Annotated in this window: 24 protein-coding genes and 1 riboswitch; of the genes, 14 read left to right on the plus strand and 10 right to left on the minus strand. The window is 63.5% G+C overall.

Features of this window, described 5'->3' with window-relative positions:
• Position 1: 1 nt before the first annotated feature.
• Together yddG and IHQ72_RS07310 are read left to right on the plus strand one after the other, a co-directional pair.
• Positions 2-889: an aromatic amino acid exporter YddG gene (yddG, locus tag IHQ72_RS07305; RefSeq protein WP_258121823.1), complete on the plus strand. Its 888-nt coding sequence runs from the start codon at positions 2-4 to the stop codon at positions 887-889.
• Positions 886-1557, plus strand: coding sequence for a lysoplasmalogenase (locus IHQ72_RS07310; RefSeq protein WP_258121824.1), 672 nt, complete (start codon positions 886-888; stop codon positions 1555-1557). Before yddG ends, IHQ72_RS07310 begins: the two co-directional genes overlap by 4 nt.
• Here the strand turns inward: IHQ72_RS07310 and IHQ72_RS07315 are convergent.
• Complete coding sequence (locus tag IHQ72_RS07315; protein ID WP_258121825.1) at positions 1532-1972, minus strand: cupin domain-containing protein; 441 nt, start codon at positions 1970-1972, stop codon at positions 1532-1534. The two genes, IHQ72_RS07310 and IHQ72_RS07315, sit on opposite strands and share 26 nt — an antisense overlap.
• A 22-nt stretch (positions 1973-1994) precedes the next feature.
• Positions 1995-2762 carry a hydroxyacylglutathione hydrolase gene (gloB, locus tag IHQ72_RS07320; protein WP_258121826.1) on the minus strand — a complete coding sequence of 256 codons (768 nt, stop codon included), beginning with the start codon at positions 2760-2762 and terminating at the stop codon, positions 1995-1997.
• A gap of 200 nt (positions 2763-2962) precedes the next feature.
• On the opposite strand from gloB, the gene IHQ72_RS07325 reads away from it, so the two are divergent.
• From IHQ72_RS07325 to IHQ72_RS07335, 3 genes are all read left to right on the plus strand, one after another.
• A complete protein-coding gene (locus IHQ72_RS07325) occupies positions 2963-3739 on the plus strand; it encodes a class I SAM-dependent methyltransferase (protein ID WP_258121827.1) in 777 nt (258 codons plus the stop codon).
• A 119-nt stretch (positions 3740-3858) separates the two neighbouring features.
• Positions 3859-5685, plus strand: a complete 1827-nt coding sequence (locus IHQ72_RS07330; RefSeq protein WP_258121828.1) for an ABC transporter ATP-binding protein/permease — start codon at positions 3859-3861, stop codon at positions 5683-5685.
• A gap of 84 nt (positions 5686-5769) precedes the next feature.
• Positions 5770-6582: a DUF1194 domain-containing protein gene (locus IHQ72_RS07335; protein WP_258121829.1), complete on the plus strand. Its 813-nt coding sequence runs from the start codon at positions 5770-5772 to the stop codon at positions 6580-6582.
• A gap of 79 nt (positions 6583-6661) precedes the next feature.
• Here IHQ72_RS07335 and metW read toward each other — a convergent pair whose 3' ends face one another.
• Both metW and metX read right to left on the minus strand, forming a co-directional pair.
• Positions 6662-7276, minus strand: a complete 615-nt coding sequence (metW, locus tag IHQ72_RS07340) for a methionine biosynthesis protein MetW (protein WP_023797197.1) — start codon at positions 7274-7276, stop codon at positions 6662-6664.
• Positions 7277-7391: 115 nt separating this feature from the next.
• Positions 7392-8561: a homoserine O-acetyltransferase MetX gene (gene metX / locus IHQ72_RS07345; protein ID WP_258121830.1), complete on the minus strand. Its 1170-nt coding sequence runs from the start codon at positions 8559-8561 to the stop codon at positions 7392-7394.
• A 119-nt stretch (positions 8562-8680) separates the two neighbouring features.
• Positions 8681-8758, minus strand: a riboswitch (SAM riboswitch).
• 309 nt (positions 8759-9067) lie between these two features.
• Here metX and hisC point away from each other — a divergent pair.
• Complete coding sequence (gene hisC, locus IHQ72_RS07350) at positions 9068-10177, plus strand: histidinol-phosphate transaminase (protein WP_258121831.1); 1110 nt, start codon at positions 9068-9070, stop codon at positions 10175-10177.
• A 6-nt stretch (positions 10178-10183) separates the two neighbouring features.
• On the plus strand, positions 10184-11119 hold the full coding sequence (locus IHQ72_RS07355) for a prephenate/arogenate dehydrogenase family protein (protein WP_258121832.1): 936 nt from the start codon (positions 10184-10186) through the stop codon (positions 11117-11119).
• Positions 11120-11214: 95 nt separating this feature from the next.
• Here IHQ72_RS07355 and IHQ72_RS07360 read toward each other — a convergent pair whose 3' ends face one another.
• Both IHQ72_RS07360 and IHQ72_RS07365 read right to left on the minus strand, forming a co-directional pair.
• Positions 11215-12138 carry a sugar kinase gene (locus tag IHQ72_RS07360; protein ID WP_258121833.1) on the minus strand — a complete coding sequence of 308 codons (924 nt, stop codon included), beginning with the start codon at positions 12136-12138 and terminating at the stop codon, positions 11215-11217.
• A gap of 54 nt (positions 12139-12192) precedes the next feature.
• The gene (locus tag IHQ72_RS07365) at positions 12193-13191 is read right to left on the minus strand and encodes a DUF2125 domain-containing protein (RefSeq protein ID WP_258121834.1); all 999 of its coding nucleotides are present in this window, start codon (positions 13189-13191) and stop codon (positions 12193-12195) included.
• Positions 13192-13312: 121 nt separating this feature from the next.
• Here IHQ72_RS07365 and IHQ72_RS07370 point away from each other — a divergent pair, with 121 nt between their 5' ends.
• Positions 13313-13858: a gamma-glutamylcyclotransferase gene (locus tag IHQ72_RS07370; protein WP_095493433.1), complete on the plus strand. Its 546-nt coding sequence runs from the start codon at positions 13313-13315 to the stop codon at positions 13856-13858.
• A gap of 85 nt (positions 13859-13943) precedes the next feature.
• Here the strand turns inward: IHQ72_RS07370 and IHQ72_RS07375 are convergent, their stop codons facing one another.
• A complete protein-coding gene (locus IHQ72_RS07375; protein ID WP_258121835.1) occupies positions 13944-14924 on the minus strand; it encodes a quinone oxidoreductase family protein in 981 nt (326 codons plus the stop codon).
• A gap of 169 nt (positions 14925-15093) precedes the next feature.
• Here IHQ72_RS07375 and IHQ72_RS07380 point away from each other — a divergent pair, with 169 nt between their 5' ends.
• From IHQ72_RS07380 to IHQ72_RS07390, 3 genes are all read left to right on the plus strand, one after another.
• Positions 15094-16062: a GlxA family transcriptional regulator gene (locus tag IHQ72_RS07380; RefSeq protein WP_258121836.1), complete on the plus strand. Its 969-nt coding sequence runs from the start codon at positions 15094-15096 to the stop codon at positions 16060-16062.
• Positions 16063-16214: 152 nt separating this feature from the next.
• Entirely contained in the window at positions 16215-17162 is a 948-nt protein-coding gene (locus IHQ72_RS07385; RefSeq protein ID WP_258121837.1) for an aldo/keto reductase, read from the plus strand.
• Between the two features lie 147 nt (positions 17163-17309).
• A complete protein-coding gene (locus IHQ72_RS07390) occupies positions 17310-17927 on the plus strand; it encodes a LysE family translocator (protein WP_258121838.1) in 618 nt (205 codons plus the stop codon).
• A gap of 6 nt (positions 17928-17933) precedes the next feature.
• Here IHQ72_RS07390 and IHQ72_RS07395 read toward each other — a convergent pair whose 3' ends face one another.
• Both IHQ72_RS07395 and IHQ72_RS07400 read right to left on the minus strand, forming a co-directional pair.
• Positions 17934-18746: a lysophospholipid acyltransferase family protein gene (locus IHQ72_RS07395; protein WP_258121839.1), complete on the minus strand. Its 813-nt coding sequence runs from the start codon at positions 18744-18746 to the stop codon at positions 17934-17936.
• A gap of 79 nt (positions 18747-18825) precedes the next feature.
• Positions 18826-19737 carry a LysR family transcriptional regulator gene (locus tag IHQ72_RS07400; RefSeq protein ID WP_258121840.1) on the minus strand — a complete coding sequence of 304 codons (912 nt, stop codon included), beginning with the start codon at positions 19735-19737 and terminating at the stop codon, positions 18826-18828.
• A 106-nt stretch (positions 19738-19843) separates the two neighbouring features.
• On the opposite strand from IHQ72_RS07400, the gene IHQ72_RS07405 reads away from it, so the two are divergent.
• Genes IHQ72_RS07405 through IHQ72_RS07415 form a run of 3 tightly spaced genes read left to right on the plus strand, consistent with a single transcriptional unit; the run spans position 19844 to position 21553 of the window.
• A complete protein-coding gene (locus IHQ72_RS07405) occupies positions 19844-20395 on the plus strand; it encodes a carboxymuconolactone decarboxylase family protein (protein ID WP_258121841.1) in 552 nt (183 codons plus the stop codon).
• A gap of 42 nt (positions 20396-20437) precedes the next feature.
• On the plus strand, positions 20438-20908 hold the full coding sequence (locus IHQ72_RS07410) for a nuclear transport factor 2 family protein (protein ID WP_258121842.1): 471 nt from the start codon (positions 20438-20440) through the stop codon (positions 20906-20908).
• Positions 20909-20920: 12 nt separating this feature from the next.
• Positions 20921-21553: a pyridoxamine 5'-phosphate oxidase family protein gene (locus IHQ72_RS07415; RefSeq protein WP_258121843.1), complete on the plus strand. Its 633-nt coding sequence runs from the start codon at positions 20921-20923 to the stop codon at positions 21551-21553.
• A gap of 18 nt (positions 21554-21571) precedes the next feature.
• Here IHQ72_RS07415 and IHQ72_RS07420 read toward each other — a convergent pair whose 3' ends face one another.
• Positions 21572-22291: a YdcF family protein gene (locus IHQ72_RS07420; RefSeq protein ID WP_258121844.1), complete on the minus strand. Its 720-nt coding sequence runs from the start codon at positions 22289-22291 to the stop codon at positions 21572-21574.
• Positions 22292-22308 lie beyond the last annotated feature (17 nt).

The raw sequence follows: 22308 nt of genomic DNA on the forward strand, positions 1-22308 counted from the left end.
CATGGGGCGCGCTACACTGATCGGCTTCTCGGCGGTCGCCATGTGGGCGCTGCTGGCGCTGCTTACGGACGCTTCCGGCGAGGTGCCGCCGTTCCTGCTTTCAGCGATCACCTTCACGATCGGCACCGGCGTCGGGCTCGTCGCGCGGCTGTTCATGCCGGCCGCCGCCACCCGGCAGAAGATACCGCCGCAAGTGTGGGTGATCGGCATTGCCGGCCTGTTCGGCTATCACTTCTTCTACTTCACTGCGCTGCGCAACGCGCCGGCGGTGGAGGCAAGCCTCATCGCCTATCTTTGGCCGCTGCTGATCGTGCTCGGATCCGCGCTGATGCCGGGCGAGCGGCTGGCCTGGAACCATGTCGTCGGCGCGCTGCTCGGCCTTGCCGGCACTTTCCTGATCGTCACCAAGGGCGGCGGGCTTGCCTTCGACGCACGCTATGCCTTCGGCTATGCGATGGCCGGCGTCTGCGCCGTGCTGTGGTCGTCCTATTCGCTGTTGTCGCGGCGCTTCCCGTCGGTGCCGACCAGCATCGTCACATGGTTCTGTGCGGCTACGGCAGCGCTTTCCCTTGTCTGCCATCTCATGCTGGAACAGACGGTGCTGCCTGTCGGTGCCGGCCAGTGGCTGGCCGTGCTCGGCCTCGGCCTGATGCCGGTGGGTGCGGCCTTCTACGCCTGGGATGTCGGCGTCAAGCGCGGCAACATCCAGGTGCTGGGCGCGGCGAGCTATGCCGCCCCGCTGCTGTCGACGCTGGTGCTGATATCGGCCGGTTTCGCCGAGCCGTCCCTGCGCATCCTCGCCGCCTGCGTGCTGATCACCGGCGGGGCAGCGCTTGCGGCGAAATCGCTGTTCTTGCGCAAGCAGGCAACGAGCGAGGCCGAGGCATGATGCCGTTTCCCGGCGGCATCGACGCCAACGCCAATGCGACGCTGCTGTTTTCGCTGGCGGCGGCGGTGATCTACGCCTTCACCATCGACATGCCGCCGAAGCTTGCGCGTTCTGCGGTCAAGACACTGGCCGTGGCAATGCTTGGCGTGCTGGCATCGCTGCAGGGCGGTCCGTGGCTGCTCGTCGCGGCGCTGACGCTCAGCGCCATCGGCGACGCGTTGCTGTCACGCGAGGGTGAAAAGGCTTTTCTCGGCGGGCTGGCCAGTTTTCTCGTTGCGCATGGGCTTTACATCGCGCTGTTCCTGCGCTTCGGCGACGGGATCGGGCTGCTGTCGGCCGAGCCGTGGCGCGCGGCGATTGCCATGGCAATGGCCGTGTTCGCGCTCGCCATGCTTTTTGCGCTCTGGCGCCGTGTCGGCCCCGCCTTGCGCCTTCCGGTCAGCGTCTATATCGCGGCAATCCTCGCCATGGCGATTTCAGCCCTCACCCTGAGCAATTTCTGGATCATCGGCGGCGCCGCGCTGTTCATGGCGTCCGACGGGCTGCTCGCCTCGGAAAAGTTCCTGCTAAGCGCCATCTCGCCGCACCGCGTCTGGACGCGCTATGCGGTCTGGATGCTGTATTACGCCGCCCAGCTGGCGATCACGATGGGTTTCCTGCTGGGTTAGGCCTCCAACCCGGTGCTGCCAACTCGAAGGCGGCGAAATCGAAGCCTGGCGCCACGGTGCAGCCGACCAGCGTCCACTCGCCCAGGCTGCGTGCCGATTGCCACCAGCCTGCCGGCACGACGATCTGCGGCCGCTCGCCCGCCGCCAATGCCGTGCCGAGCACCTGCTCGATCACCGGCCCGTTTTCCCGATGCATCGACAGTGCCAACGGGGCGCCGGCATAGAAATGCCAGACCTCGGCCGCGTCCTTGACGCGGTGCCAGGCCGACACTTGCTCCTGCTCCAAAAGGAAATAGATCGCGGTCGAATGGCCGCGCGCGCCCTCCGCGCCATCGCGGAAGGTCTCGGCATACCAGCCGCCTTCCGGATGCGGTTTCAGGCCGAGCGTTGCGATGATTTCGGCGGAACTGGTCATGATTTCCAGCACATCATGGTGCTCAGAAATTGTCCTTGCGTTTGCGAATTTCGGCGAACACTTCGGCGTCGGAGGCCTTCTCCATGCCGAGATGCTTGCGGATTGCCGGATCGTGCCAGCGCAGGAACGGATTGGTCGACAGTTCCTCGCCGATCGTGGTCGGCAGCGTCGGCTTGTCATCGGCGCGCAGCGTCTCGATTTTCGCAGCGCGCTCCTTCAACGCCGAATTGGTGGGGTCGACGGTCAGCGCGAAGCGGGCGTTGGAAAGCGTGTATTCATGGCCGCAATAAACGACCGTCTCGGCCGGAAGTGCCGCGAGCTTTTTCAACGAATCGTACATCACCGGCGGCTTGCATTCGAACAGCCGGCCGCAGCCGAGCGCGAACAGCGTGTCGGCGGTGAACGCCACTTTCGATCCCGGCAGATGATAGGAGACATGGCCCGCCGTGTGGCCGGGCGTGGCGATCACGTCGATCCTCTCGTCGCCGAGGTGGATGACCGAACCTTGCTCGACGGTTTCGTCGATGCCGGGGATTTTTGCCTTTTCCGCTTCCGGTCCGACAATGCGCAGCTTGAAGCGCTCCTTCAGCGCCAGATTGGCCTCGACATGGTCGACATGGTGATGGGTGGTCAGGATCATCGTCGGCGTCCAGCCGGTACGCTCGATCGCGGCCAGGATCGGCGCCTCCTCGGGCGCGTCGATGATCGCGGTCTGGCCGCTTTTCGGGTCATGCACCAGCACGCCGAAATTGTCGCTGCGGCACATGAACTGTTCGATTTCAACCGGCATGGCGTCTCTCCACTAGTGCGCCGTGCGTCCAGTTGGACGGCACAAAGGACGCTCTAACATTTTTTTTCCGCTGCATCGCGCTTTCCGAAATCGAAACCGATTTCGGCCGATGCAGTAGTCGCCGCAGACATAGGGCGCTTGCCCGCGGATGTCATCCGCCTTTGTTGAACTTGGACAGCATCGAAGATACCGTCCCGCGCATGCATTCCGATATCATCGACCTTCGCTCGTTTTATTCGACCACGCTCGGGCGATTGGCCGAACGCTCGATCACCATGGCGTTGTCCTCGATATGGGCTGTTGTGCCCAATGAGCGGCTGGTCGGCCTCGGTTACACCTTGCCGTGGCTGGAGCGGTTCGGCACCGACGCCGAGCGTGTCTTTGCCTTCATGCCGGCAACGCAAGGCGCGGTGGTCTGGCCGGCTACGGGGCCGACCGCGACCGCACTGGTCTTCGATGAGGAATTGCCGCTGGTCGATGCCTCCATCGACCGCATGCTGCTCGTCCATTCACTCGAACATGCCGAGAACCCGCGCGAGACGCTGAACGAAATCTGGCGGGTGCTGTCGCCCGCCGGCCGCGTCGTCATCGTCGTGCCCAACCGGCGCGGTGTCTGGGCCCGTTTCGAGCATACGCCGTTCGGCAGCGGCCGGCCCTTTTCGCGCGGCCAGCTCACCGAATTGCTGCGCGAAGCAAACTTCACGCCCGCGGCCTGGTCCGACGCCCTGTTCTTCCCGCCATCGCGGAGACGCTTCATGATGCAGTTCCACAATGTGCTGGAGCGCGCCGGCCGCAGGTTCTGGCCGATCTTTTCCGGCGTCATCGTGGTCGAGGCGCAGAAGCGGCTCTACCAGGGCGTGCCGGTCGTCCAGCGTGCCTCTCGCCGCGTCTTCGTGCCGGTTTTCTCGCCGCATGGCGCCACAGGGCTCGGCCGGATATCGCCGACCGGGAATGCAACATTGCCGGGCCGTCGATGACATGTTCGTGATCGGAATCGCGCTTTTTCTCACCTATCTGTCGAGGGCGGGTTTGGTACCCGATTGAGTCGACTTGTTCATCGGTTTCAGCACCGCTTGCGAATTCAAGGACTTCACCAATGGCTGATTATCCGGATGTCGAAGGCAGCGCCAAGCCGGTTGCCGCGTCGATCGAAGCCAGCAGCCTGCGTGACCAATTGGCGACCATCAAGCTGGCGCTGGGGACCTCGCCGATCCGCAAACACCTGCTCTGGGCCTGCGTCGGCATAGTCGCCGTCATTGTGGCAACCTCGATTGGGCAGGTTCTGCTCAATCGCTGGAACGAGCCCTTCTACGATGCGCTGGCTCGGCGCGACATGCAGGGCTTCCTGCACCAGCTTCTGGTCTTTGCCGCCATCGCCGGCGGGCTTGTGGTGCTCAATGTCGGCCAGACCTGGCTCGACCAGATGATCCGGCTGAAGCTGCGCGAGGCGTTGACCCTCGATCTGATCGGTGAATGGATGCGGCCGGCGCGTGCCTTCCGGCTCGCCAACGCCGGCGCCATCGGCGTCAACCCTGACCAGCGGCTGCAGCAGGATGCCGGGCATCTCTCTGATCTCTCTACCGGTCTCGGCATAGGGCTGTTGCAGTCATTCATTCTGCTTGTTTCGTTCGTCGGCGTCTTATGGTCGCTGTCCTCGGGCTTCGTCTTCCATATCGGCGGCTATTCGCTCGCCATTCCGGGCTACATGGTGTGGGCCGCGATCCTCTATGCCGGCACGGCCTCCTGGCTGAGCTGGCTGGTCGGACGGCCGCTCATCCGCTTCAACAGCGACCGCTATACGCGTGAAGCGGAGCTGCGCTCCTCGGTGGTCCGCGTCAACGAGAATGTCGATGCCATCGCGCTTGCGCATGGCGAGGCCGACGCGAGACGACGGCTCGAGCTCGACCTCGGCACGGTGCTGGGCGCGATGCGGCGCATCTACAGCGCCCAGATCAATCTTTCCTGGGTGACCGATACCTATGGCTGGATCACTGTCGTCGCGCCGATCCTCGTCGCCTCGCCGGTCTATTTTGCCGGCGATATCAGCTTCGGCGGGCTGATGATGGCAGTCGGCGCCTTCAACCAGGTGCATGCCTCGTTACGCTGGTTCATCAACAATATCGGCGGTATCGCCGATTGGCGCGCCACGCTGATGCGCGTCGCCGATTTCCGCATCGCGCTCGTTGAAACGGATGTGCTGCACGACAGCGAAGAACGCATCACGATCGGCGAAAACCCGAATGGCGGGCTGACATTCGAGAACCTCGAGGTCGCGTCGCGGGATGGATGTACGAAGCTCGCCGAGCCCCATGTCGAAATCCGCGCCGGCGAGCGCGTCATGATCACCGGAGATCCGCGCGCCGGCAAGACGCTGTTCTTTCGCGCCATTGCCGGTCTGTGGCCGTGGGGAAGCGGGCGGATCGGCATGCCGGCCGGAGAGGTGCCCGCCTTCGTTCCCCGCAAGCCCTATTTCCCGCTCGGCACGCTGCGCGAGGTGCTCAACCACGCCGATGCCGCGCTCAGCGACGCCGACATCTCGGCGGTGCTTGCCGAGGTCGGTCTCGGGCGTCTGTCGTCCTCGCTCGACCGCTCGGCGCGCTGGGAGCGCGAATTGAGCGATGACGAGCAGCGCCTGCTTGCCTTTGCCCGGCTGGTCTTGCGGCAGCCGAAATGGGTGATCATCGACGAGGCCTTGGACACGTTCGACGGCGCGACGCTGAGGCGGGTGCTGTCGATGCTGGAGGCGCGTCTGGCCGACGCCGCAATCCTCAATATCGGCCGAGGCCAGCAGAACATTGAATTCTTTCCACGCTCATTGGCGATCGTGAAAGACATCGAGCGACCGGCTCTCAAGCCAGTCCGTGTCAGGGCCGGCGCGATCGAACCACCCCCGGCCGTCGCCGCAGCCTACCAAGAGACGTAGCCGGCGATACGCAGCCAAGCTTTATTTCGCCGTGATCGCAGCGAAAGATCGCCGGTATCGTTCGGAAGCCTGCGGCATTGGACCATGCTCGACGCGCTTAGCCTGTTTGCCTGCCTCGCCTGCGCTCAGGCAGCACCACTGGCTACGCCCGCCGATGCCATTGCGGTGGACGTCGAACTGGTGCTGGCGGTCGACATTTCGCACTCGATGGACGAAAAGGAATTCGCGCTGCAGCGCGCCGGCTATGTCGAGGCGCTGCGCCACCCCGACTTCATCAATGCGGTGCGTTCGGGTGTGACCGGCCGCATCGCGCTGGCCTATTTCGAATGGGCAGGCACCGTCCGCGACGATGCTGTCATTGCCTGGCAGGTCATCGACAATGCTGAGAGCGCCAACGTTTTCGCCGACAAGATCGAGGCGCGCCCGTTCAGGAGCTTTCGCGGCACCTCGATTTCCGGTGCGCTCGCCTTCGGCGCGGAGCTTTTGGATGGAGCCGCTTTCGACGCGACGCGCAGCGTCATCGACATTTCAGGCGATGGCCCCAACAATACCGGGATGCCCGTCACCACGACACGCGACGCCGTGGTGGCAAAGGACATCGTTGTCAACGGCCTGCCAATCCTGATCAGCCCGTCGCCCAGCTTCAGCCATCTCGACCAATACTATGCCGAGTGCGTTACCGGCGGGCCAGGCTCCTTCGTGCTGCCGGTCTATGCCGCTTCCGAATTCGTGACCGCCATACGGCGCAAGCTGGTCCTGGAGGTCAGCGGTGTTTCCGGTCCCGGGGCCGATCCGGGACCGATCCGGGTCGATGCGGCAGCACCGGTCGACTGTTTGCAAGGCGAGCGCGACCGGCGGTTTTTCTCCGATCCGTATTTTCCGGAACTTAATCGCTAGCTAGACTTGGTCTATGAATGGCGAACAGTCCCAGATGGTCTCCGGACTCTTGCCGGCCGCGCGCCATATGCGACGGCCGTTATCGCTTCAGCAGGAACACCGCTTGCTGGCCAAAGAAATTCCAGAACCACCATGGCATCGACAGGCCGATTTTCTGGCCATTGGCGTCGAGCGCGGTTGCCTTTTCCACCGTTGCGCCGAGCTCTTCGCAGAGATTGACGAAGTCGCGGATGGTGCAGAAATGGATGTTGGGCGTGTCGTACCAGGAATAGGGCAGGTCCTTGGTCACCGGCATCCGCCCTTCGACGAACAGCGAAAGGCGCACCCGCCAGTGGCCGAAATTGGGGAAGGAGACGATGGCGTGCTTGCCGATCCTGAGCAACTCGTCGAGCACCAGCTTCGGGTTGCGGGTCGCCTGCAAGGTCTGCGACAGGACGACGAAATCAAAACCCTTGTCGGGATAGAATTTGAGGTCCTTGTCGGCGTCGCCCTGGATGACGGACAGGCCGCGCGCCACGCATTCGTTGACGCCGCGCTGCGACAGTTCCATCCCGCGGCCGTCGACCTGCTTCGTCGCCTGCAGCAATTCGAGCAGCAGGCCATCACCGGAGCCGACGTCCAGCACCCGCGACTGCGGCGGGATGAGATCGGCGACGACTTCGAGGTCGACGCGCTGGGCGTGGTTGACACTCATGATCGTGCCTTTTGTCTGGCGCATGATCCCGGTCCGAAAAGTCTGCAACTTTTCGGGGTCATGCGCTGATGCCTGGCGCAAGATGCCGGTCCGGAAAGCCTGCAATCTTCAGGGATCATGCGCTGAGCCCCCTGGCGCGAGCCGCCGAGGCGATGAAGCCGTTGATGGCGGCAAACAGCTCCGGCTCGTCGAGCAGGAAGGCGTCGTGGCCGCGATCGGTCTCGATCTCGACGAAGGACACCGAGGCGCCGGCCGCGTTCAGCGCGTGAACGACCGAGCGGCTCTCCTCGGTCGGGAACAGCCAGTCACTGGTGAAGGAGACCAGGCAGAAACGGGTCCTGGTTCCGGCAAAGGCGTCGGCCAGCCGGCCGCCGTGGTCGGCGGCGAGGTCGAAATAGTCCATCGCCCGGGTCATGTAGAGATAGGAGTTGGCGTCGAAGCGGTCGACGAAGGTCATGCCCTGATGGCGCAGATAGCTCTCGATCTGGAAGTCGGCGTCGAAACCGAAGGTGAGCGCTTCACGGTCCTGCAGGTTGCGGCCGAATTTCCGGTGCAGGGCCGCTTCCGACAGATAGGTGATGTGAGCGGCCATGCGCGCCACAGCCAGCCCCTTTTCCGGGCGCTTGCCATGCTCGAAATATTTGCCGCCATGCCAGTCCGGATCGGCCATGACCGCTTGCCGGCCGACCTCATGGAAGGCGATGTTCTGCGAGGAATGGCGCGCGCCGGTGGCGATCGGCAGCGCCGAGAAAACGCGCTCCGGATAGCTCGACGCCCATTGCAGCACCTGCATGCCGCCCATCGAGCCGCCGAGCACCGAGAACAGTTTTTCGATGCCGAAATGGTCGATCAGCATCAACTGCGCCCGCACCATGTCGCGGATGGTGATGATCGGCAGGTCGAGCCCGTGGGGCTTGCCGGTAGCGGGATTGGTCGAGGCGGGGCCGGTGGAGCCGAGGCAGCCGCCGATGACGTTTGAGCAGATGACGAAGAAGCGGCTGGTGTCGATGATCTTGCCGGGGCCGATCAGCACTTCCCACCAGCCCGGCTTGCCGGTCACCGGATTGGTGCTGGCGACATGCTGGTCGCCGGTCAGCGCATGGCAGACGAGGATGGCGTTGGAGCGGGCGTCGTTGAGCGTGCCGTAGGTCTTGTAGGCGATCTGGAACGGTGACAGCAGCGTGCCGGCGTCGAGCTTGAGCGGCTTGTCGGCACCAAAACGCAACACCGGGCTCGACGGCTCGACGGCCTCGTTGTTGGTTCTTTTAGTGCGCAGCGCGACCATCGCATCCTCTTACATTAACCCATCGCGCTTTCCGAAAGTCGATTCCGATTTTCGGTCGATGCGATTGTCCGGCCGGCTACGGACAACAAAAAAACCGGCATTGCCTTCGCAAAGCCGGTTACAGGATGCAAACGGCCCTTTAGCGAGTTGTTTAACGTGGCTGCAAGCCGACCGGCCAAATCACCACGGGATTTCGCCTTTCTTCTAGGACCGGCGCGCCTCGGCGTCAACGCCCAGTCGCTCACGGCCAGTCGCTCACCCATGATCGCCGCCTCTCGACATTCCAGGCCACGGCTTGTATTTCCGCTGCGGCTTCTAGTGTGGTGAATCCGAAATTCGCATCGCGTTGGAGCAGCGCAGTGGGCGAATTTCGGATTCGCCACACTGGCAAACCAATGAATTCTAGTGTGCTGGATTTGAAGTTCCTGAGCGCTGATGCCACCAAAATGGCAGGAACTTCAAATCCACCACACTAGGCGGAAGCGTTCTCGACGGATTTTTGCGATATGAACCAGGCATCGGATCAGGCACGTCCTACGCCCCGCGCGGGGATCATGGACATCGAAGCCTATGTGCCGGGCAAAAGCACGGCGCCGGCCGGCGTTGCCAAGGTCCACAAATTGTCGTCGAACGAGAACCCGCTCGGCCCCTCGCCGAAGGCGATAGAAGCCGCGCGTGACGTCGCGGCCAAACTCGACATATATCCCGACGGCACTGCCAGGCGCCTGCGGGAGGCAATCGCCGAGGTGCATGGCCTCAACCCGGCGAACATCGTCTGTTCCAATGGTTCCGACGAGATTCTGGGCCTGCTTGCGCAGACCTATCTCGCGCCCGGCGATGAAGCTGTTATCACCGAACACGGCTTCATGGTCTACAAGATCTACATCCAGTCGGCAGGTGCTGTCCCGGTGTCGGTCAAGGAAACCAATGAGCGCGCCGACGTCGATGCGATCCTCGCTGCGGTGACGCCGCGTACCAGGATCATCTTCCTCGCCAATCCCAACAACCCGACCGGCACCTATTTGCCGTTCCAGGAGGTGCGCCGCCTGCATGCCGGCCTGCCTCGAAACGTGCTTCTGGTGCTGGATGCAGCCTATGCCGAATATGTCCGCCGCAACGATTATGAAGCCGGCGTCGAACTGGTGGCTGGCGCGGAAAACGTGGTCATGACCCGCACCTTCTCCAAGCTCGGCCTTGGCGGTGCGCGGATCGGCTGGATGTACGCGCCGATGCATGTCATCGACGCGATCAACCGCGTGCGAGGTCCCTTCAACGTCAACGCGACGGCGATCGAGGCCGGCATTGCCGCGATCCGCGACCGCGCCCATGTCGAGCGCAGCGTGGCGCATAACGAGGCCTGGCTGCGATGGGTGAGCGAGGAGTTGACCAAGCTCGGACTGCGGGTGACGCCGAGCGTCGGCAATTTCGTCCTCATCCACTTCCCCGAAGACAAAAAACATTCGGCGGCGGCTGCGGACGATTACCTCTCCGCGCGCGGCTACATATTGCGGCGCGTTTCCGGCTACGGCTTCCCCAATGCACTGCGCATGAGCATCGGCACCGAAGAGGCCAATCGCGGCGTTGTCACCACCCTCGCGACATTTCTGAAAAGCTAGAATACCATGACATCACCGATGTTCGAAAAGATCGCGCTGGTCGGCATCGGCCTGATCGGCTCGTCGCTGGCCCGCGTCATCCGCCGCGAAGGCCTTGCCCGCCACATTGCCATCTCGACGCGCAGCGAAAACACGCTGGCGCGGGCAAGCGAACTCGGCCTCGGCTCTTCCTACACGATGGATGCGAAAGAGGCGGTCCGCGATGCCGACCTGGTTATCGTTTCGGTGCCGGTCGGCTCTTCGGGCGAGGTCGCCGAGGAAATCGCACCGGCGCTGAAGCAGGGCGCGATCCTAACCGATGTCGGCTCGACCAAGGCGTCGGTCATCGCGCAGATGCAGCCGCATGTGCCTGCCGGCGTGCATTTCATTCCCGGCCACCCGCTGGCCGGCACTGAAAAATCGGGTCCGGACGCCGGCTTTGCCGAACTGTTCGAAAACCGCTGGTGCATCTTCACGCCGTTGCCCGGCACCGATCCGGCCGCCTTGGAAAAGCTCTCGGAATTCTGGCGCCGCTGCGGCTCCAACATCGACACGATGGATCCCCAGCATCACGACATGACGCTGGCGATCGTCTCGCACCTGCCGCACATCATCGCCTATAACATCGTCGGCACCGCCGACGATCTGGAGTCGGTGACCAAGTCCGAGGTGATCAAATATTCGGCCTCCGGCTTTCGCGACTTCACCCGTCTGGCCGCCTCCGACCCGACCATGTGGCGCGACGTCTGCCTGCACAACAAGGACGCCATCCTCGAAATGCTGGCGCGGTTCTCGGAAGATCTGGCCTCGCTGCAGCGGGCGATCCGCTGGGGCGACGGCGAAAAGCTGTTCGACCTGTTCACCCGCACCCGCGCCGTCCGCCGCTCGATCATCGAGGCCGGCCAGGACATCGACGTACCGGACTTTGGCCGGCAGGCGGTGGAACATCCTGCCAAGGGATAGAGCATCGGGCCAAAAGGGGGCACCGGTTTTGGGAAAATCCGGTGCTCGAACAAAAAGAGCAGCGGTACGATTCGATTTGAAAGCCCGCCGCTGTCTCAGGCCGGCCAGTGAGCCGCCATCATCGCCAGTGTCTCGGCCCTGTCCGGCGCGCCCAGCCTGCCGCCGAAGCGCAAGCATTTGAGCGCGGCGGCGGCGCTGGCAAAGCGCAATGTCCGTTCGATCGGCATCGCCTCCGCCAGCCCGACGGCAAAGGCGCCGTGAAACACGTCGCCGGCGGCAAGCGTATCCACTGCCTTGATCCTTGGCGCCGTGACATGGCGCACGGACCCAGCCGAGCGGTCGAACCACCAGCTTCCCGCCGCGCCGCCGGTCACCGCGACGAACGCATCGGTGCGTCCGGCCAGCGCTTCACAGGCATCTGGCGGGCCTCGCTCCTCGCCGCAGAGGATGAACGCCGCCGGCTCCGACGCGACGATGTGCGAGGCCAGCGGAAACAGCCGTTCCAGCACGTCTCGTGGCGCGGTGTCGGCGTCCAGTATGGCCGGACGGCCGATTTCGCGCGCCGCCGCCAGGGCCAAAGCTGCTGCGCCCGGCCAGCGCACATCGGCCAGGACAGCGTCGAATGCGGTGAGATCTTGAATGGGGAGCGCCTCGGGGTCGGCCTGGGCGAGCTTGTCATAAAAAGGAACGATGATGCGCTCGCCATGCGTGTCGACCAAGATGGCCGACAGTGCCGACCGCGCGCCGGTGACGCGTCGGACAAAGCTGCAATCGACGCCCTCGGCCTCGATCCCGGCGACCAGCTGATCGCCGACGAGGTCGTCGCCCGCGCTCGCCCATAGCGATACGTCCGCGCCGAGGCGGCGTGCGGCGCAGGCCGCGCTCGAAGCCATGCCCGAGGCGATCTGGACGCCGTCGGATGCAATGAACTTGCCCGGACGTGCCGGAAGCGTGTCGACGCCAAGGATCGTATCGAGCGTCAGCGCGCCAACACTCAGGAGCTTCACCGGGCTGTTCATCTATCTTCCTGTTTCATCATGATCTTCTCCGAACTGGAGGTTCGCAATCATGGTCTAATCGACCGGCTTGATCCTGCCCAGCGGGATAAAACCCAGCGAGGCCTTGCCCTTGACGACCTTGAGGGGCATCGACGGTTCGTTGCCAAGCAGCGCCAGCCCGGCAAAGCCGGTTTTGATCTGGCTCTTCTGCTCCGGGATTGCCTCGCCAAGGATTTCCGCCACCGCCCTTGGGTCGCTGAGCTTGATCATCAAATCGGCGTCGATCAGCCCGTCGGCATCGACCGACACCGGTCCGGAAACGGTGACGCGCGCGGTCCCCGACGACAGATCGAGCTTGCCGATATCCACCGCCTGGCCACGCAGGCTCTCTGTTTGTGTCTTGATCAGCGCCACGCCGTTCTTCAGCGTCACGTCGCCACCGCCGTCGAGCGGCGGCAGCACGCGGCCATCGATCGCCCCTGGATCGATTTCGAGATTGGTGAAACTCCCGGAATAGTCGATGTCCTGGCCGTTCGGACGCAGTTGTCCGGCCGCTGTCCCGGCGCTGAACAGCTCGACCGGGTCTGTGCCATCCGCCGGATCGGTCTGGGCTGACAGGCCCTCGGCCTCCAGTGAAACGCGCCGGGGCAGGGGCCAGGACAGTTTGACGGTCGCTCGCAGATTATCCCAGTCGATCCACAGCGGCGCCATCCCCGGCGCGGAGGCCCTGAGCGGGCCCCGCAGGTCGGCGCCGGGCGACAGGATCTGGGTGATGTGCGTGACGGCGTTGAGGCTGCCGAGGGAGGCGGCGACGTTCCTGTTGTCGTCCTGATAAGCCAGGCTGTCGCAGGAGATGGCGAAGCTCGAGGGATAGCCGCTGACCGTGAGATTGGCGCAGTCCGCCTCGATGCCATTGCCGTTGAGCTCGGCCACCGCTTTGTCGGCTTCGCTCTTGACCTTGTCCGCCAGGTAGAACCAGCCGGCGCTGTAGAGGCCGAACAGCACAAGGATGAAAGCGCCAAGCCAGAAGAGGCGGCGGCGAAAATTCGGCGGACGCTCGTCACTTGACGTCATGCTGCGGCTCTCGCTAGCGCGTGTTGCAGAGGGGACTGTCGTTTCCGGCAACATCAGGTAGACGGAGACGGATTTTAAAAAACACCGATTCCAGTGCGGTGCTGCAACCAGGCTTGGCGATATGGGCGATTTTTGGGTTTTTGGCTACGGCTCGCTGATCTGGCGGCCGGGATTTGCGCATGTCGAGACGCGGCGCGCCCGCCTCCACGGCTATCGCCGGTCGCTGTGCGTCTACTCCTTCGTGCATCGCGGCACGCGCGAACGGCCCGGCCTGGTGCTCGGCCTCGACCGTGGCGGCTCCTGCATCGGATTGGCTTTCCGCGTCCCCGGCGATCTGCGCAACGAAGTCATCACTTATCTACGCGAGCGCGAGCTGGTCACCAATGTCTATCGCGAGCGCATGCTTAGCATTCGCCTCGACAATGACGCTACGAACGGCGAGACGGATGGGGGCGAGACGGTCTCGGCGGTCGCCTATGTCGTCGATCGTGCCCACGAGCAGTATGCCGGCGCGCTCGATGCCGCCGATGCGGCGACCGTCGTTCGCGGTGCCGTCGGCCAGTCGGGAAAGAACGAGGACTACGTGCTCAGCACGCTGGAGCACCTCGAAGCGCTGGGCATCCGCGACCACTGGCTGGAAGAGGTAGCGAAACGGATCGGGTCGTGATCTTCTTTCGTTGTTTGACCATGATCCCGAAAACCGGTTCCCACTTTTTGCGTCGCTGACCTTCGGTTCGGGATCATGGTCCGGGTTACATCCTGAAAATCTGCTTTCCGAGATCGGCGCGATCCAGGCTGTTTGTCACGGCGAGCTCGAACTCCGCCAGCGGATGGATGCCGCCAACAGGGACATGGAAATCGGGTTGGCCGAAGATGTCGACAATCTCGCGCAACACTGGCCGGTCGGCTTCGACAGGCGGCGAAAAGAAGTAGCGGTAGATATTTGCCCTGATCTCGAGGCCGCTCAGCAGCACGTCGAAATTGTGCAGTTCGAAACGCTCGGTGCTCATGCCGCCATTGATAACCATCTGCCCGCCCATCGCCAGGGTGCGGATCAACTCGCCACTGACGGGTCCGCCGACATTATCGATGATCCCGTTCAGCCCGGCGCCGTCGGTCATGTCCATGACTGCTTCCCTGATGCCGACCTTCAAACCCGACAGATCGAGGATGGCGGTGGCACCAAGCCCCTTCAGGTCCAGCCTCTCGCGAGATCGTCGCACGAGCGCAATCACGTTGATGCCGCGCCGTTGGGCGAACTGCATCACCATCGTCGAAACCGATGAATAGCCGGCGGTGACGGCCAGCCACTGTCCAGGCTGCACACGGGAATCCGCCAGCAGGTCCCAGGCGGTGATGGGGTTCACCATCTGCCCGGCGCGTTCGACCGGATAGCCGGCGGGCAGCGGGATCAGCCAAGCGGCCGGAACGGCCGCATATTCAGCCCAGCTGTTGTAGTAGCTGAATGCGACAAGCGTGCCCGGTTTCAAGGCGACGTTCGCGCCCACGGCCTCGACAATGCCGGCGCCATGGTTTCCGGCGATCTGGCGGGGGAAATGCGGCTTCTTCGGTTCGGGATAGAGGTTCTGGATGAACAGAAAGTCGCCAGGGTTGATCGAGGCGGAGACCATCCTGAGCAGCACCTCACCGTCGCCGATTCGCGGCATGGGCACGTCGCCGAGATAGAGCACGTCCTGCGGCGAGCCGATTGCGTCGAATACAACTGCTTTCATGGTGGTCTCCAATAAAGGGCGATCTGGCCATGCAATTTGGACGCGGCCAGATCGCAGGCACCGGTGTTTGCATCGGCGTCGCGGAACCTAAAACCGCTGGCAAAAATCGGAATTGGCAGATTTGACAATCTATGTGCTAAACTTGCCATAGCTGTTCAAAGGAGCCATCTTGGACAATCGTCCCGTCCACGCCGTGATCTGGCTGCCGTCGACGTTCTATTCGGCTGTCGCCGCGACGCTTGTCGAAATGTTCGAGCTGGTAAACACCATTCGCGGCGCGCCGGCGATTTCCTTCGAATTCGTGGCACGGCAGGCCGACGCCACGACGACGCCTGGAATCTCCTTTCACACCAGGCGCGAACCCTCGCAGCGCATGGACCTGCTGATCTTGCTGGCCATGCCCGGCATGCAGATTCCGGAGCTTGTTGCCGCGCTCGAGGAGGAGAGCCGCCACGCCGCGCCGCTTATCGCAAGCGCGCGGCGCGACGGCGCCATCATCGCCGCGCATTGCGGGGCCGGTTACTTCCTGGCAGACGCCGGTCTTCTCGACCGAAAGCGCGCGACGATCTCCTGGTGGCTGAAGACCGATGCCCAGCGCCACTTTCCGAAGGTGCGTTGGGACGCTTCACGTGTGCTGATCCGGGACGGACGGATCTATACTTGCGGCGGCGGTTTTTCAGGCCTGGAGCTCGGCAAGGCGCTTCTGCGCGACCTTGGCTTCGCCAGGGAGGAGCGCCTGGTTCGCAAATTGCTGGTGCTGCCGCCGACGCGGCAGATTCAGACACCCTACGAGTTCCCGCTCACCGATCTGCTGCCCTCGCAAGAGCCGTTCCGCGACCGGCTCGAAACCTTGTCCAGAAAACAGCCCGGAGCGCTCGACCTTGCCTTCCTCGGCGCGCAACTCGGTCTGTCGCCGCGAACGCTTGCGCGCCGGTTTTCCGACGAATTGCACACCACTCCCGGCCGATGGATCCAGGACCGGCGCCTTGAGGCCGCAAAAACACTTCTTGAAAGCACCAAACTCGGTATTTCGGAAATATGTTACCAGGTCGGATACCGGGATACGGCCTCATTCAGCCGGCTTTTCAACCGCGTGGTTGGACTGCCGCCTGGTGAATACCGGCGCCAGAGCCAGTAAACATCGGCTGGAACATAGAGCGCGGCGGATCGCGCCCTTGTGAAGCAGTGGTCCGTCGGAAAGAACGGCCAGGCCTTTGACCTCGGCGCGGTGAGACCTAGGTAAGCGAGGGCTTTTCGCCCGCTCCTTTCCATTCCCCACGGAGATCAGTCTTGCAGAAACGTCGTCTCGGTCAAACCGACCTGTCCATCGCGCCGCTGGTTCTGGGCGGCAACGTCTTCGGCTGGACCGCCGACGAGAAAACCTCTTTCGACCTGCTCGACCGCTTCGTCGGCGCCGGCCTTAACGCCATCGACACCGCCGATTCCTATTCGCGGTGGGTTCCCGGCAACACGGGCGGCGAATCCGAAACCATCATCGGCAAATGGATGAAGAGCCGCGGCAAACGCGACAAGGTCGTGGTGATCACCAAGGTCGGGTCGGACATGGGGCAGGGCAGGAAAGACCTCTCCGCCGCCCATATCGAAAAGGCCATCGATGCGTCGCTGAAGCGGCTGCAGACCGATGTCGTCGATCTCTATCTGTCGCACTGGCCGGACCCGACCACCCCCTACGAGGAAACGCTCGGCGCCTACCAAAAACTGCTCGCCAAGGGCAAGATCCGCCATGTCGGCGCTTCCAATCTCGACGCCGGCCAGTTGCGCGCCGCGCTCGACGTGGCAAGCCTGCGGGGCCTGCCACGCTATGCGGTGCTGCAGCCGGAGTACAATCTCTATGACCGCGCCTCCTTCGATGGGCCGCTGCGCGATCTGTGCATGGCCGAGGATATCGGCGTCATCAGCTATTTCAGCCTCGCCAAAGGGTTTTTGAGCGGCAAATACCGCAGCGATGCCGATCTCGGCAAAAGCGCGCGTGGCGGCGGCGTGAAGGGCTACCTCAACGGGCGCGGCATGCGCATCCTGGCGGCACTCGACGCCGTATCGGGGCGTCACGCGACCAAGCAGGCGGAAGTGGCGCTCGCCTGGGTGATCGCGCGGCCCGGCGTCACGGCGCCGATCGCCAGCGCCACGACGCTGGACCAAGTCGACAGCCTCGTCCGCGCTGCATCATTGAAGCTCAGTCGGGACGATATCGCCGAGCTCGACAGCGCGAGTGCATAGACGCCAGCGCGAAGCGGCGGCTTGATCAAACAGCAGCCAAGAATCGTGCGCGGCCTGCGCCGGAAGGCTCCCTGCACGATCGTTCAAGACGCCCTGGTCTGCCCTGCCATACCATTGCCCGCATCGCGCCTGGATACTGGTAAACAGATGGCCGAACTGGTCTTTTCCCATCCGAAACTATGGCAGCAATTGCTCGCGCTTGTGCTGGCATCGGCGGTCGTGATGGGCAGTCCGGGGCCGGCGACGATAAGCGTCACCGCCGTTGGCGCCGCCTTCGGCCTGCGCGATTCGCTCCGCTACGCCTCGGGCATCATTCTTGGTACAGTCGCCGTGCTTTTGGTCGTGGCGACGGGCATTACGGCCATGCTCGCCTCTGTGCCGAAGCTCGCACCGCTCTTGGCGGTGGCATCCGCAGCCTACATCCTCTACCTCGCCTTCAAGATAGCAACGGCTCCGCCTCTGGCAGCGCGCACCGGCGGGGCGGCACTTCCCACGTTCCTGGGTGGGTTTCTTCTGGCTGTCGCCAACCCGAAAGCCTATGTGGCGATTGCCGCCGTGTTCGGCGGCACGTCGTCCGCCGGTGAGCTCGATGCAGGGCTCAAGCTGGCGATCCTCGCCTCGATGATCGTCGCCATCCATGTCCTTTGGCTTCTCGCCGGGGCCGCGTTTGCGCGCTTCCTGCGCAGACCGCTGGCCTCGCGGATCATCAATCTGACGTTCGCGGCGACACTGGTTTTGACTACGGCGCTGGCTGTGATTCCCTAGGGGATCTTACCGGTCAGGCGGCGGTTCAGGCTGGGGTATCGGAGCCAGTTCCCTCAGCCGCTTCTCCGCCATCGGTGGCAGGGGCGGCGGATTCGGCGCCTGGGACGCCTCGACGAGCAGCTGGTCGCAGGCGGCCTCCGTCTCACCGATCAGGCGTTCCATGAATTCCTCCTTGCCCAATCCCGCCGGGATCGGCGGCAGGAAGCGGGCCTTGATGGTGCCGGGATAGCGCAGGAATTTCCGGCGCGGCCAGTAGAGGCCGGCGACGTGAGCGACCGGCACCACCGGAATGCCAAGCTGGGTATAGAGCTCGACGATGCCGTATTTGTAGGCCGGCTCGTCGCCCGGTGCCCGCCGTGTGCCCTCGGGGTAGATGATCAGCTGGCGGGGATTGCGCGCCAGCTCCTGCCTGGTCGCGGCGACCACCGCTTTCAGCGCCTTCGAGCGGCTGCCGCGGTCGACCGGGATCATCCGCATTTTCAAGATGTACCAGCCGAAGAACGGGATCCAGGTCAGTTCCCGCTTCAGGATGTAGATCGGATCTTGCAGGAAGGGGAAGAAGGCGATCGCGTCCCAGAAGGATTGGTGCTTCGGCGCCAGGATGAATGAACCCTCGGGCAGGTTTTCCTGGCCGGTGATCTCGCTTTTGGTGCCGGCGATCTTGTCATAGAGCCACATGCTGGTGCGCGACCAGAATTTCGGCACAAACCAGGCGCGGTGGCGCGGCGACAGAAAATAGTACGGGGTCCAGAGGATCATCTGGACGATCAGATTGACGTAGAAGACGAGGTTGAACGCCAACGAGCGAATAAGGAGCATGTGGGAAGTGCCCGGTGAGGAGGTGTGCGTTGGTTACACCAAGCGCGGGCAAAAAGGAAACGGTGCGATGGCCCGTTCGTCAGGCCTGCCACGTCGCTTGCATCAGCCGCTTCTTCAGGCGTGGGGCGGCGAAATCGAGGAACGCGCGCAGTTTCACCGGCAGTAGACCCTGGCCGGCATGCACGAGACTAACCGACCATGGCTGCGGCTCGAATGCCTCCAGCACGGCGCAGAGCGTGCCCGACCGCACCGCAGCTGTGATCTGGTACGAGAGCACCCTCGTCATCCCGACGCCGGCAATCGCGGCATCGATCGCCGCTTCCGCGGTATTGACCCGAAGCCGCGAGCGGATCGGAACAGCGAGTTCGGTCTTGCCGGTGGCAAAAGTCCATGCGGCGGGAGCGGTGAGCCCCTCGAAGGTGATGCAGCTGTGTGCCGCGAGGTCTTTCGGCGTCTTTGGCATGCCGTGCTCGGCCAGATAGGCCGGGCTCGCGCAAACAACGCGCCGGATCGAGCCGACGCGGGTGGCCACCAGGCTCGAGTCGGGAAGCTCGCCGATGCGGACGGCGAGATCGATGTGCTCCTCGGTCAACTGGGTTATCCGGTCCGCGAGCATCAGGCGGATAGCCACGTCGGGGTAGGCGGCGAGGAAGCCAGTGACGACCGGCAGCACATGCAGGCGGCCAAAGACGATCGGTGCGGTGATGATCAGTTCGCCCGTCGGCGCGCTGTATTCGCCGGCGGCGGTACGCTCGGCCTCGCCGACCTCGTCGAGAATGCGATGGCAGGCAGCGAGGTAGGCGTGACCCGCGTCGGTCAGCGTCAGCTGCCGCGTCGAGCGGTTCAGGAGACGCGTCTTCAGATGCCGCTCCAGGTCGGAGACCTTGCGGCTGACCGTTGCAAGCGGGATGCCGAAATGGCGTCCGGCGGCCGAAAGGCTGCCGGCCTCCACTGCGGCGACAAAAAGCGACATGGCCTCGAGGCGATCCATGTTTCTCCCGGAAAGTGGAAGGATTGATTGCAAATATGACATCTACATCCGAAGGATGGAAGGGGCCATGTTTGGCCGCGAAGCTGATCGACGAGAAGGAATGCCGATGCCCCGTATCCCTACACCCGCGTCCATAGAGGCCGCGCCTGCTGCGTCGCAGCCGATGTTACATGCCGTCGAGAAGCAACTCGGCGTCGTGCCAAACCTCTTCAGGCTTGTTTCCAATAGCCCGGCTGCGCTTGAAGGCTATCTCAGTCTGTCCGGAGCGCTTGCCAAAGGCCGCCTGCCCGCGCCGACGCGCGAGCGCATCGCTCTGGCGATCGCCGAGATCAATGGCTGCAGCTACTGTCTTTCCGCCCACACCTATCTCGGCAAGAACCTCGCCAAGCTGGACGATGCCGAAATGGTCGCCAACCGCGCGGGCGGCTCCAACGATCCCAAGGCCGCCGCAGCCGTGCGTTTCGCCACCAAGATTGCGCGCGACCGCGGCCATATCGGTGACGAGGATCTCAGCGCCGTCAGGCTCGCAGGCTACGACGATGCGCAGGTCATCGAGATCGTCCAGCATGTCGCTCTCAATGTCTGGACCAACTATGTCAATGAGGTTGCCAGGACGGAGATCGACTTTCCGGTCGTTTCTGCCCGCAGGGCAGCCTGAATTCAGCGACCGGTGTGTCGTTAGCCCATCACAAGGAGTTCCATGTCTGAAAGCCGCCCGCCGCTCCCGCCATTCACCGCCGAAACCGCCGTAAAGAAGGCACGCATGGCGGAGGATGCCTGGAATTCCCGTGATCCGGCACGGGTCGCGCTTGCCTACACAATCGACAGCCGCTGGCGCAACCGGGCCGAGTTCCTGCAAGGGCGCGACGCCATCCAGACCTTCCTCACACGCAAATGGGGTCGCGAACGCGACTACCGGCTCATCAAGGAGGTCTGGGCCTTCCGCGACAACCGTATCGCCGTGCGTTTCGCTTATGAATGGCACGACGACAGCGGCTCGTGGTTTCGCAGCTACGGCAACGAGAACTGGGAGTTCGATGAGCATGGATTGATGCGCTTGCGCATCGCCAGCATCAACGACCTGCCGATCCTCGAGGCCGACCGCAAATATCATTGGCCGCTTGGCCGCCGGCCGGACGATCATCCCTCTCTATCGGAACTCGGCCTTTGAAAGAGGCTTTCCATGCATGCTCACGCCTTCACCAGCGATGTCGCCTTTACGCCAACCGTCAAGGCGATCCAGGCCCGCAAAGGCTCACGTGATGCCTATGCCCGCGTCGAGGAGCGCGGCAGCTGGCAAGCTGATATCACGCCCGATCTCGCCGCCTTCATCGAGGCGCAGACCAGTATCTTCCTGTCGACGGCCAATGGTGAGGGCCAGCCCTACATCCAGCATCGCGGCGGGCCGGCCGGCTTTCTCAAGGTGCTCGACGAGCGGACGATCGGCTTCGCCGATTTCTCCGGCAACAGGCAATTCATCACCCAGGGCAATCTGGACGACAACCCCCGCGCTTTCCTGTTCCTGATCGACTATGCGCACCGGCAGCGCATCAAGATCTGGGGCAGTGCGCGTGTCGTAGAAGACGACGCCGAACTGATGGCGAAGCTGATGCCGGAAGGCTATAAGGCGCGCCCAGAGCAAATCATCCTGTTCACCGTTTCGGCCTGGGATTCCAATTGCCCGCAGCATATTCCGCAGCGTTTCGAAGCGGCCGATGTGGCGGCGGCGCTGGCCGAGCGGGACAAGCGTATCGAACGTCTCGAACAGGAGATCGCGCGCCTGCGCGGAGCCTCAAGCGCTACGGTCAAGGAATGATGTCGGTTCCAGATCGGCTCAGTTCGGCGCAGCAGCCTCGGCCAGCGCGATACCGGTTGGCGTTGGCTTCACCGGCACGATGCCGCGCGCCAGCGCCAGCAGATATTTGTTGTACTCGGTGAACAGCACGCGCAGCGCCCTGGGCTTGGTCAGCCAGCCGCCATTGCCGAGATTGCTGTTGACCACCGGATAGGGCTCGAGCTTGGCCTTGTGCAGCAGCCGGCCCATTTCCAGCAGGCTGCGCGGCATGTGATAGTTGTTGGTGACGAGGATCACGGTGCCATAGGCGTGGTCTTCCACCCACTTGGCACTTTCCTCGGCATTGCCGATCGTGTCGAGCGCGGCGCGGTCGATATCGACGCAACAGGAAAACAATTTCTTGTCGCCGCGCGTCGCGACCTGAAGCTGGCGGCGGCTGGCGGAAGGATGCACGCCGCTGATCAGCAGCCGCTCGCCCTTGCCGGATGCCAGCAGACCCATAGCGGCGTCGAGACGCGAATGGCCGCCGGTCAGCACGATGATGGCATCGGCTTTTGCCGGATTGGTAGGCGTCGCGAGACGGCTGACGGTGTTGGCGAACCAGCCGAAGCCGCCGGCAAACAGCGTTGCCAGCACGAGCAGAAAGAAAGCGGAGATACGCAACGCGCCCGCCAATCGGCTGGGCTTGGCGCGCTCGCGGGAACGCGTAATCACCAAGGGCAACTGTCCAGCCATTCCGGTCGAGTCGCGCGCGTCCATCGTGTCTATCGTTAACC

Origin of the sequence: Mesorhizobium onobrychidis, assembly GCF_024707545.1 — a bacterium.
Taxonomy (GTDB): domain Bacteria; phylum Pseudomonadota; class Alphaproteobacteria; order Rhizobiales; family Rhizobiaceae; genus Mesorhizobium; species Mesorhizobium onobrychidis.

What these genes read in the sequence shown, in the direction of transcription:
- yddG (WP_258121823.1), top strand. Translation starts at nt 2, where the DNA reads ATGGGGCGCGCTACACTGATCGGCTTCTCGGCGGTCGCCATGTGGGCG.
- IHQ72_RS07310 (WP_258121824.1), top strand. Translation starts at nt 886, where the DNA reads ATGATGCCGTTTCCCGGCGGCATCGACGCCAACGCCAATGCGACGCTG.
- IHQ72_RS07315 (WP_258121825.1), bottom strand. Translation starts at nt 1,972, where the DNA reads ATGACCAGTTCCGCCGAAATCATCGCAACGCTCGGCCTGAAACCGCAT.
- gloB (WP_258121826.1), bottom strand. Translation starts at nt 2,762, where the DNA reads ATGCCGGTTGAAATCGAACAGTTCATGTGCCGCAGCGACAATTTCGGC.
- IHQ72_RS07325 (WP_258121827.1), top strand. Translation starts at nt 2,963, where the DNA reads ATGCATTCCGATATCATCGACCTTCGCTCGTTTTATTCGACCACGCTC.
- IHQ72_RS07330 (WP_258121828.1), top strand. Translation starts at nt 3,859, where the DNA reads ATGGCTGATTATCCGGATGTCGAAGGCAGCGCCAAGCCGGTTGCCGCG.
- IHQ72_RS07335 (WP_258121829.1), top strand. Translation starts at nt 5,770, where the DNA reads ATGCTCGACGCGCTTAGCCTGTTTGCCTGCCTCGCCTGCGCTCAGGCA.
- metW (WP_023797197.1), bottom strand. Translation starts at nt 7,276, where the DNA reads ATGAGTGTCAACCACGCCCAGCGCGTCGACCTCGAAGTCGTCGCCGAT.
- metX (WP_258121830.1), bottom strand. Translation starts at nt 8,561, where the DNA reads ATGGTCGCGCTGCGCACTAAAAGAACCAACAACGAGGCCGTCGAGCCG.
- hisC (WP_258121831.1), top strand. Translation starts at nt 9,068, where the DNA reads ATGAACCAGGCATCGGATCAGGCACGTCCTACGCCCCGCGCGGGGATC.
- IHQ72_RS07355 (WP_258121832.1), top strand. Translation starts at nt 10,184, where the DNA reads ATGACATCACCGATGTTCGAAAAGATCGCGCTGGTCGGCATCGGCCTG.
- IHQ72_RS07360 (WP_258121833.1), bottom strand. Translation starts at nt 12,138, where the DNA reads ATGAACAGCCCGGTGAAGCTCCTGAGTGTTGGCGCGCTGACGCTCGAT.
- IHQ72_RS07365 (WP_258121834.1), bottom strand. Translation starts at nt 13,191, where the DNA reads ATGACGTCAAGTGACGAGCGTCCGCCGAATTTTCGCCGCCGCCTCTTC.
- IHQ72_RS07370 (WP_095493433.1), top strand. Translation starts at nt 13,313, where the DNA reads ATGGGCGATTTTTGGGTTTTTGGCTACGGCTCGCTGATCTGGCGGCCG.
- IHQ72_RS07375 (WP_258121835.1), bottom strand. Translation starts at nt 14,924, where the DNA reads ATGAAAGCAGTTGTATTCGACGCAATCGGCTCGCCGCAGGACGTGCTC.
- IHQ72_RS07390 (WP_258121838.1), top strand. Translation starts at nt 17,310, where the DNA reads ATGGCCGAACTGGTCTTTTCCCATCCGAAACTATGGCAGCAATTGCTC.
- IHQ72_RS07395 (WP_258121839.1), bottom strand. Translation starts at nt 18,746, where the DNA reads ATGCTCCTTATTCGCTCGTTGGCGTTCAACCTCGTCTTCTACGTCAAT.
- IHQ72_RS07400 (WP_258121840.1), bottom strand. Translation starts at nt 19,737, where the DNA reads ATGGATCGCCTCGAGGCCATGTCGCTTTTTGTCGCCGCAGTGGAGGCC.
- IHQ72_RS07405 (WP_258121841.1), top strand. Translation starts at nt 19,844, where the DNA reads ATGCCCCGTATCCCTACACCCGCGTCCATAGAGGCCGCGCCTGCTGCG.
- IHQ72_RS07410 (WP_258121842.1), top strand. Translation starts at nt 20,438, where the DNA reads ATGTCTGAAAGCCGCCCGCCGCTCCCGCCATTCACCGCCGAAACCGCC.
- IHQ72_RS07415 (WP_258121843.1), top strand. Translation starts at nt 20,921, where the DNA reads ATGCATGCTCACGCCTTCACCAGCGATGTCGCCTTTACGCCAACCGTC.
- IHQ72_RS07420 (WP_258121844.1), bottom strand. Translation starts at nt 22,291, where the DNA reads ATGGACGCGCGCGACTCGACCGGAATGGCTGGACAGTTGCCCTTGGTG.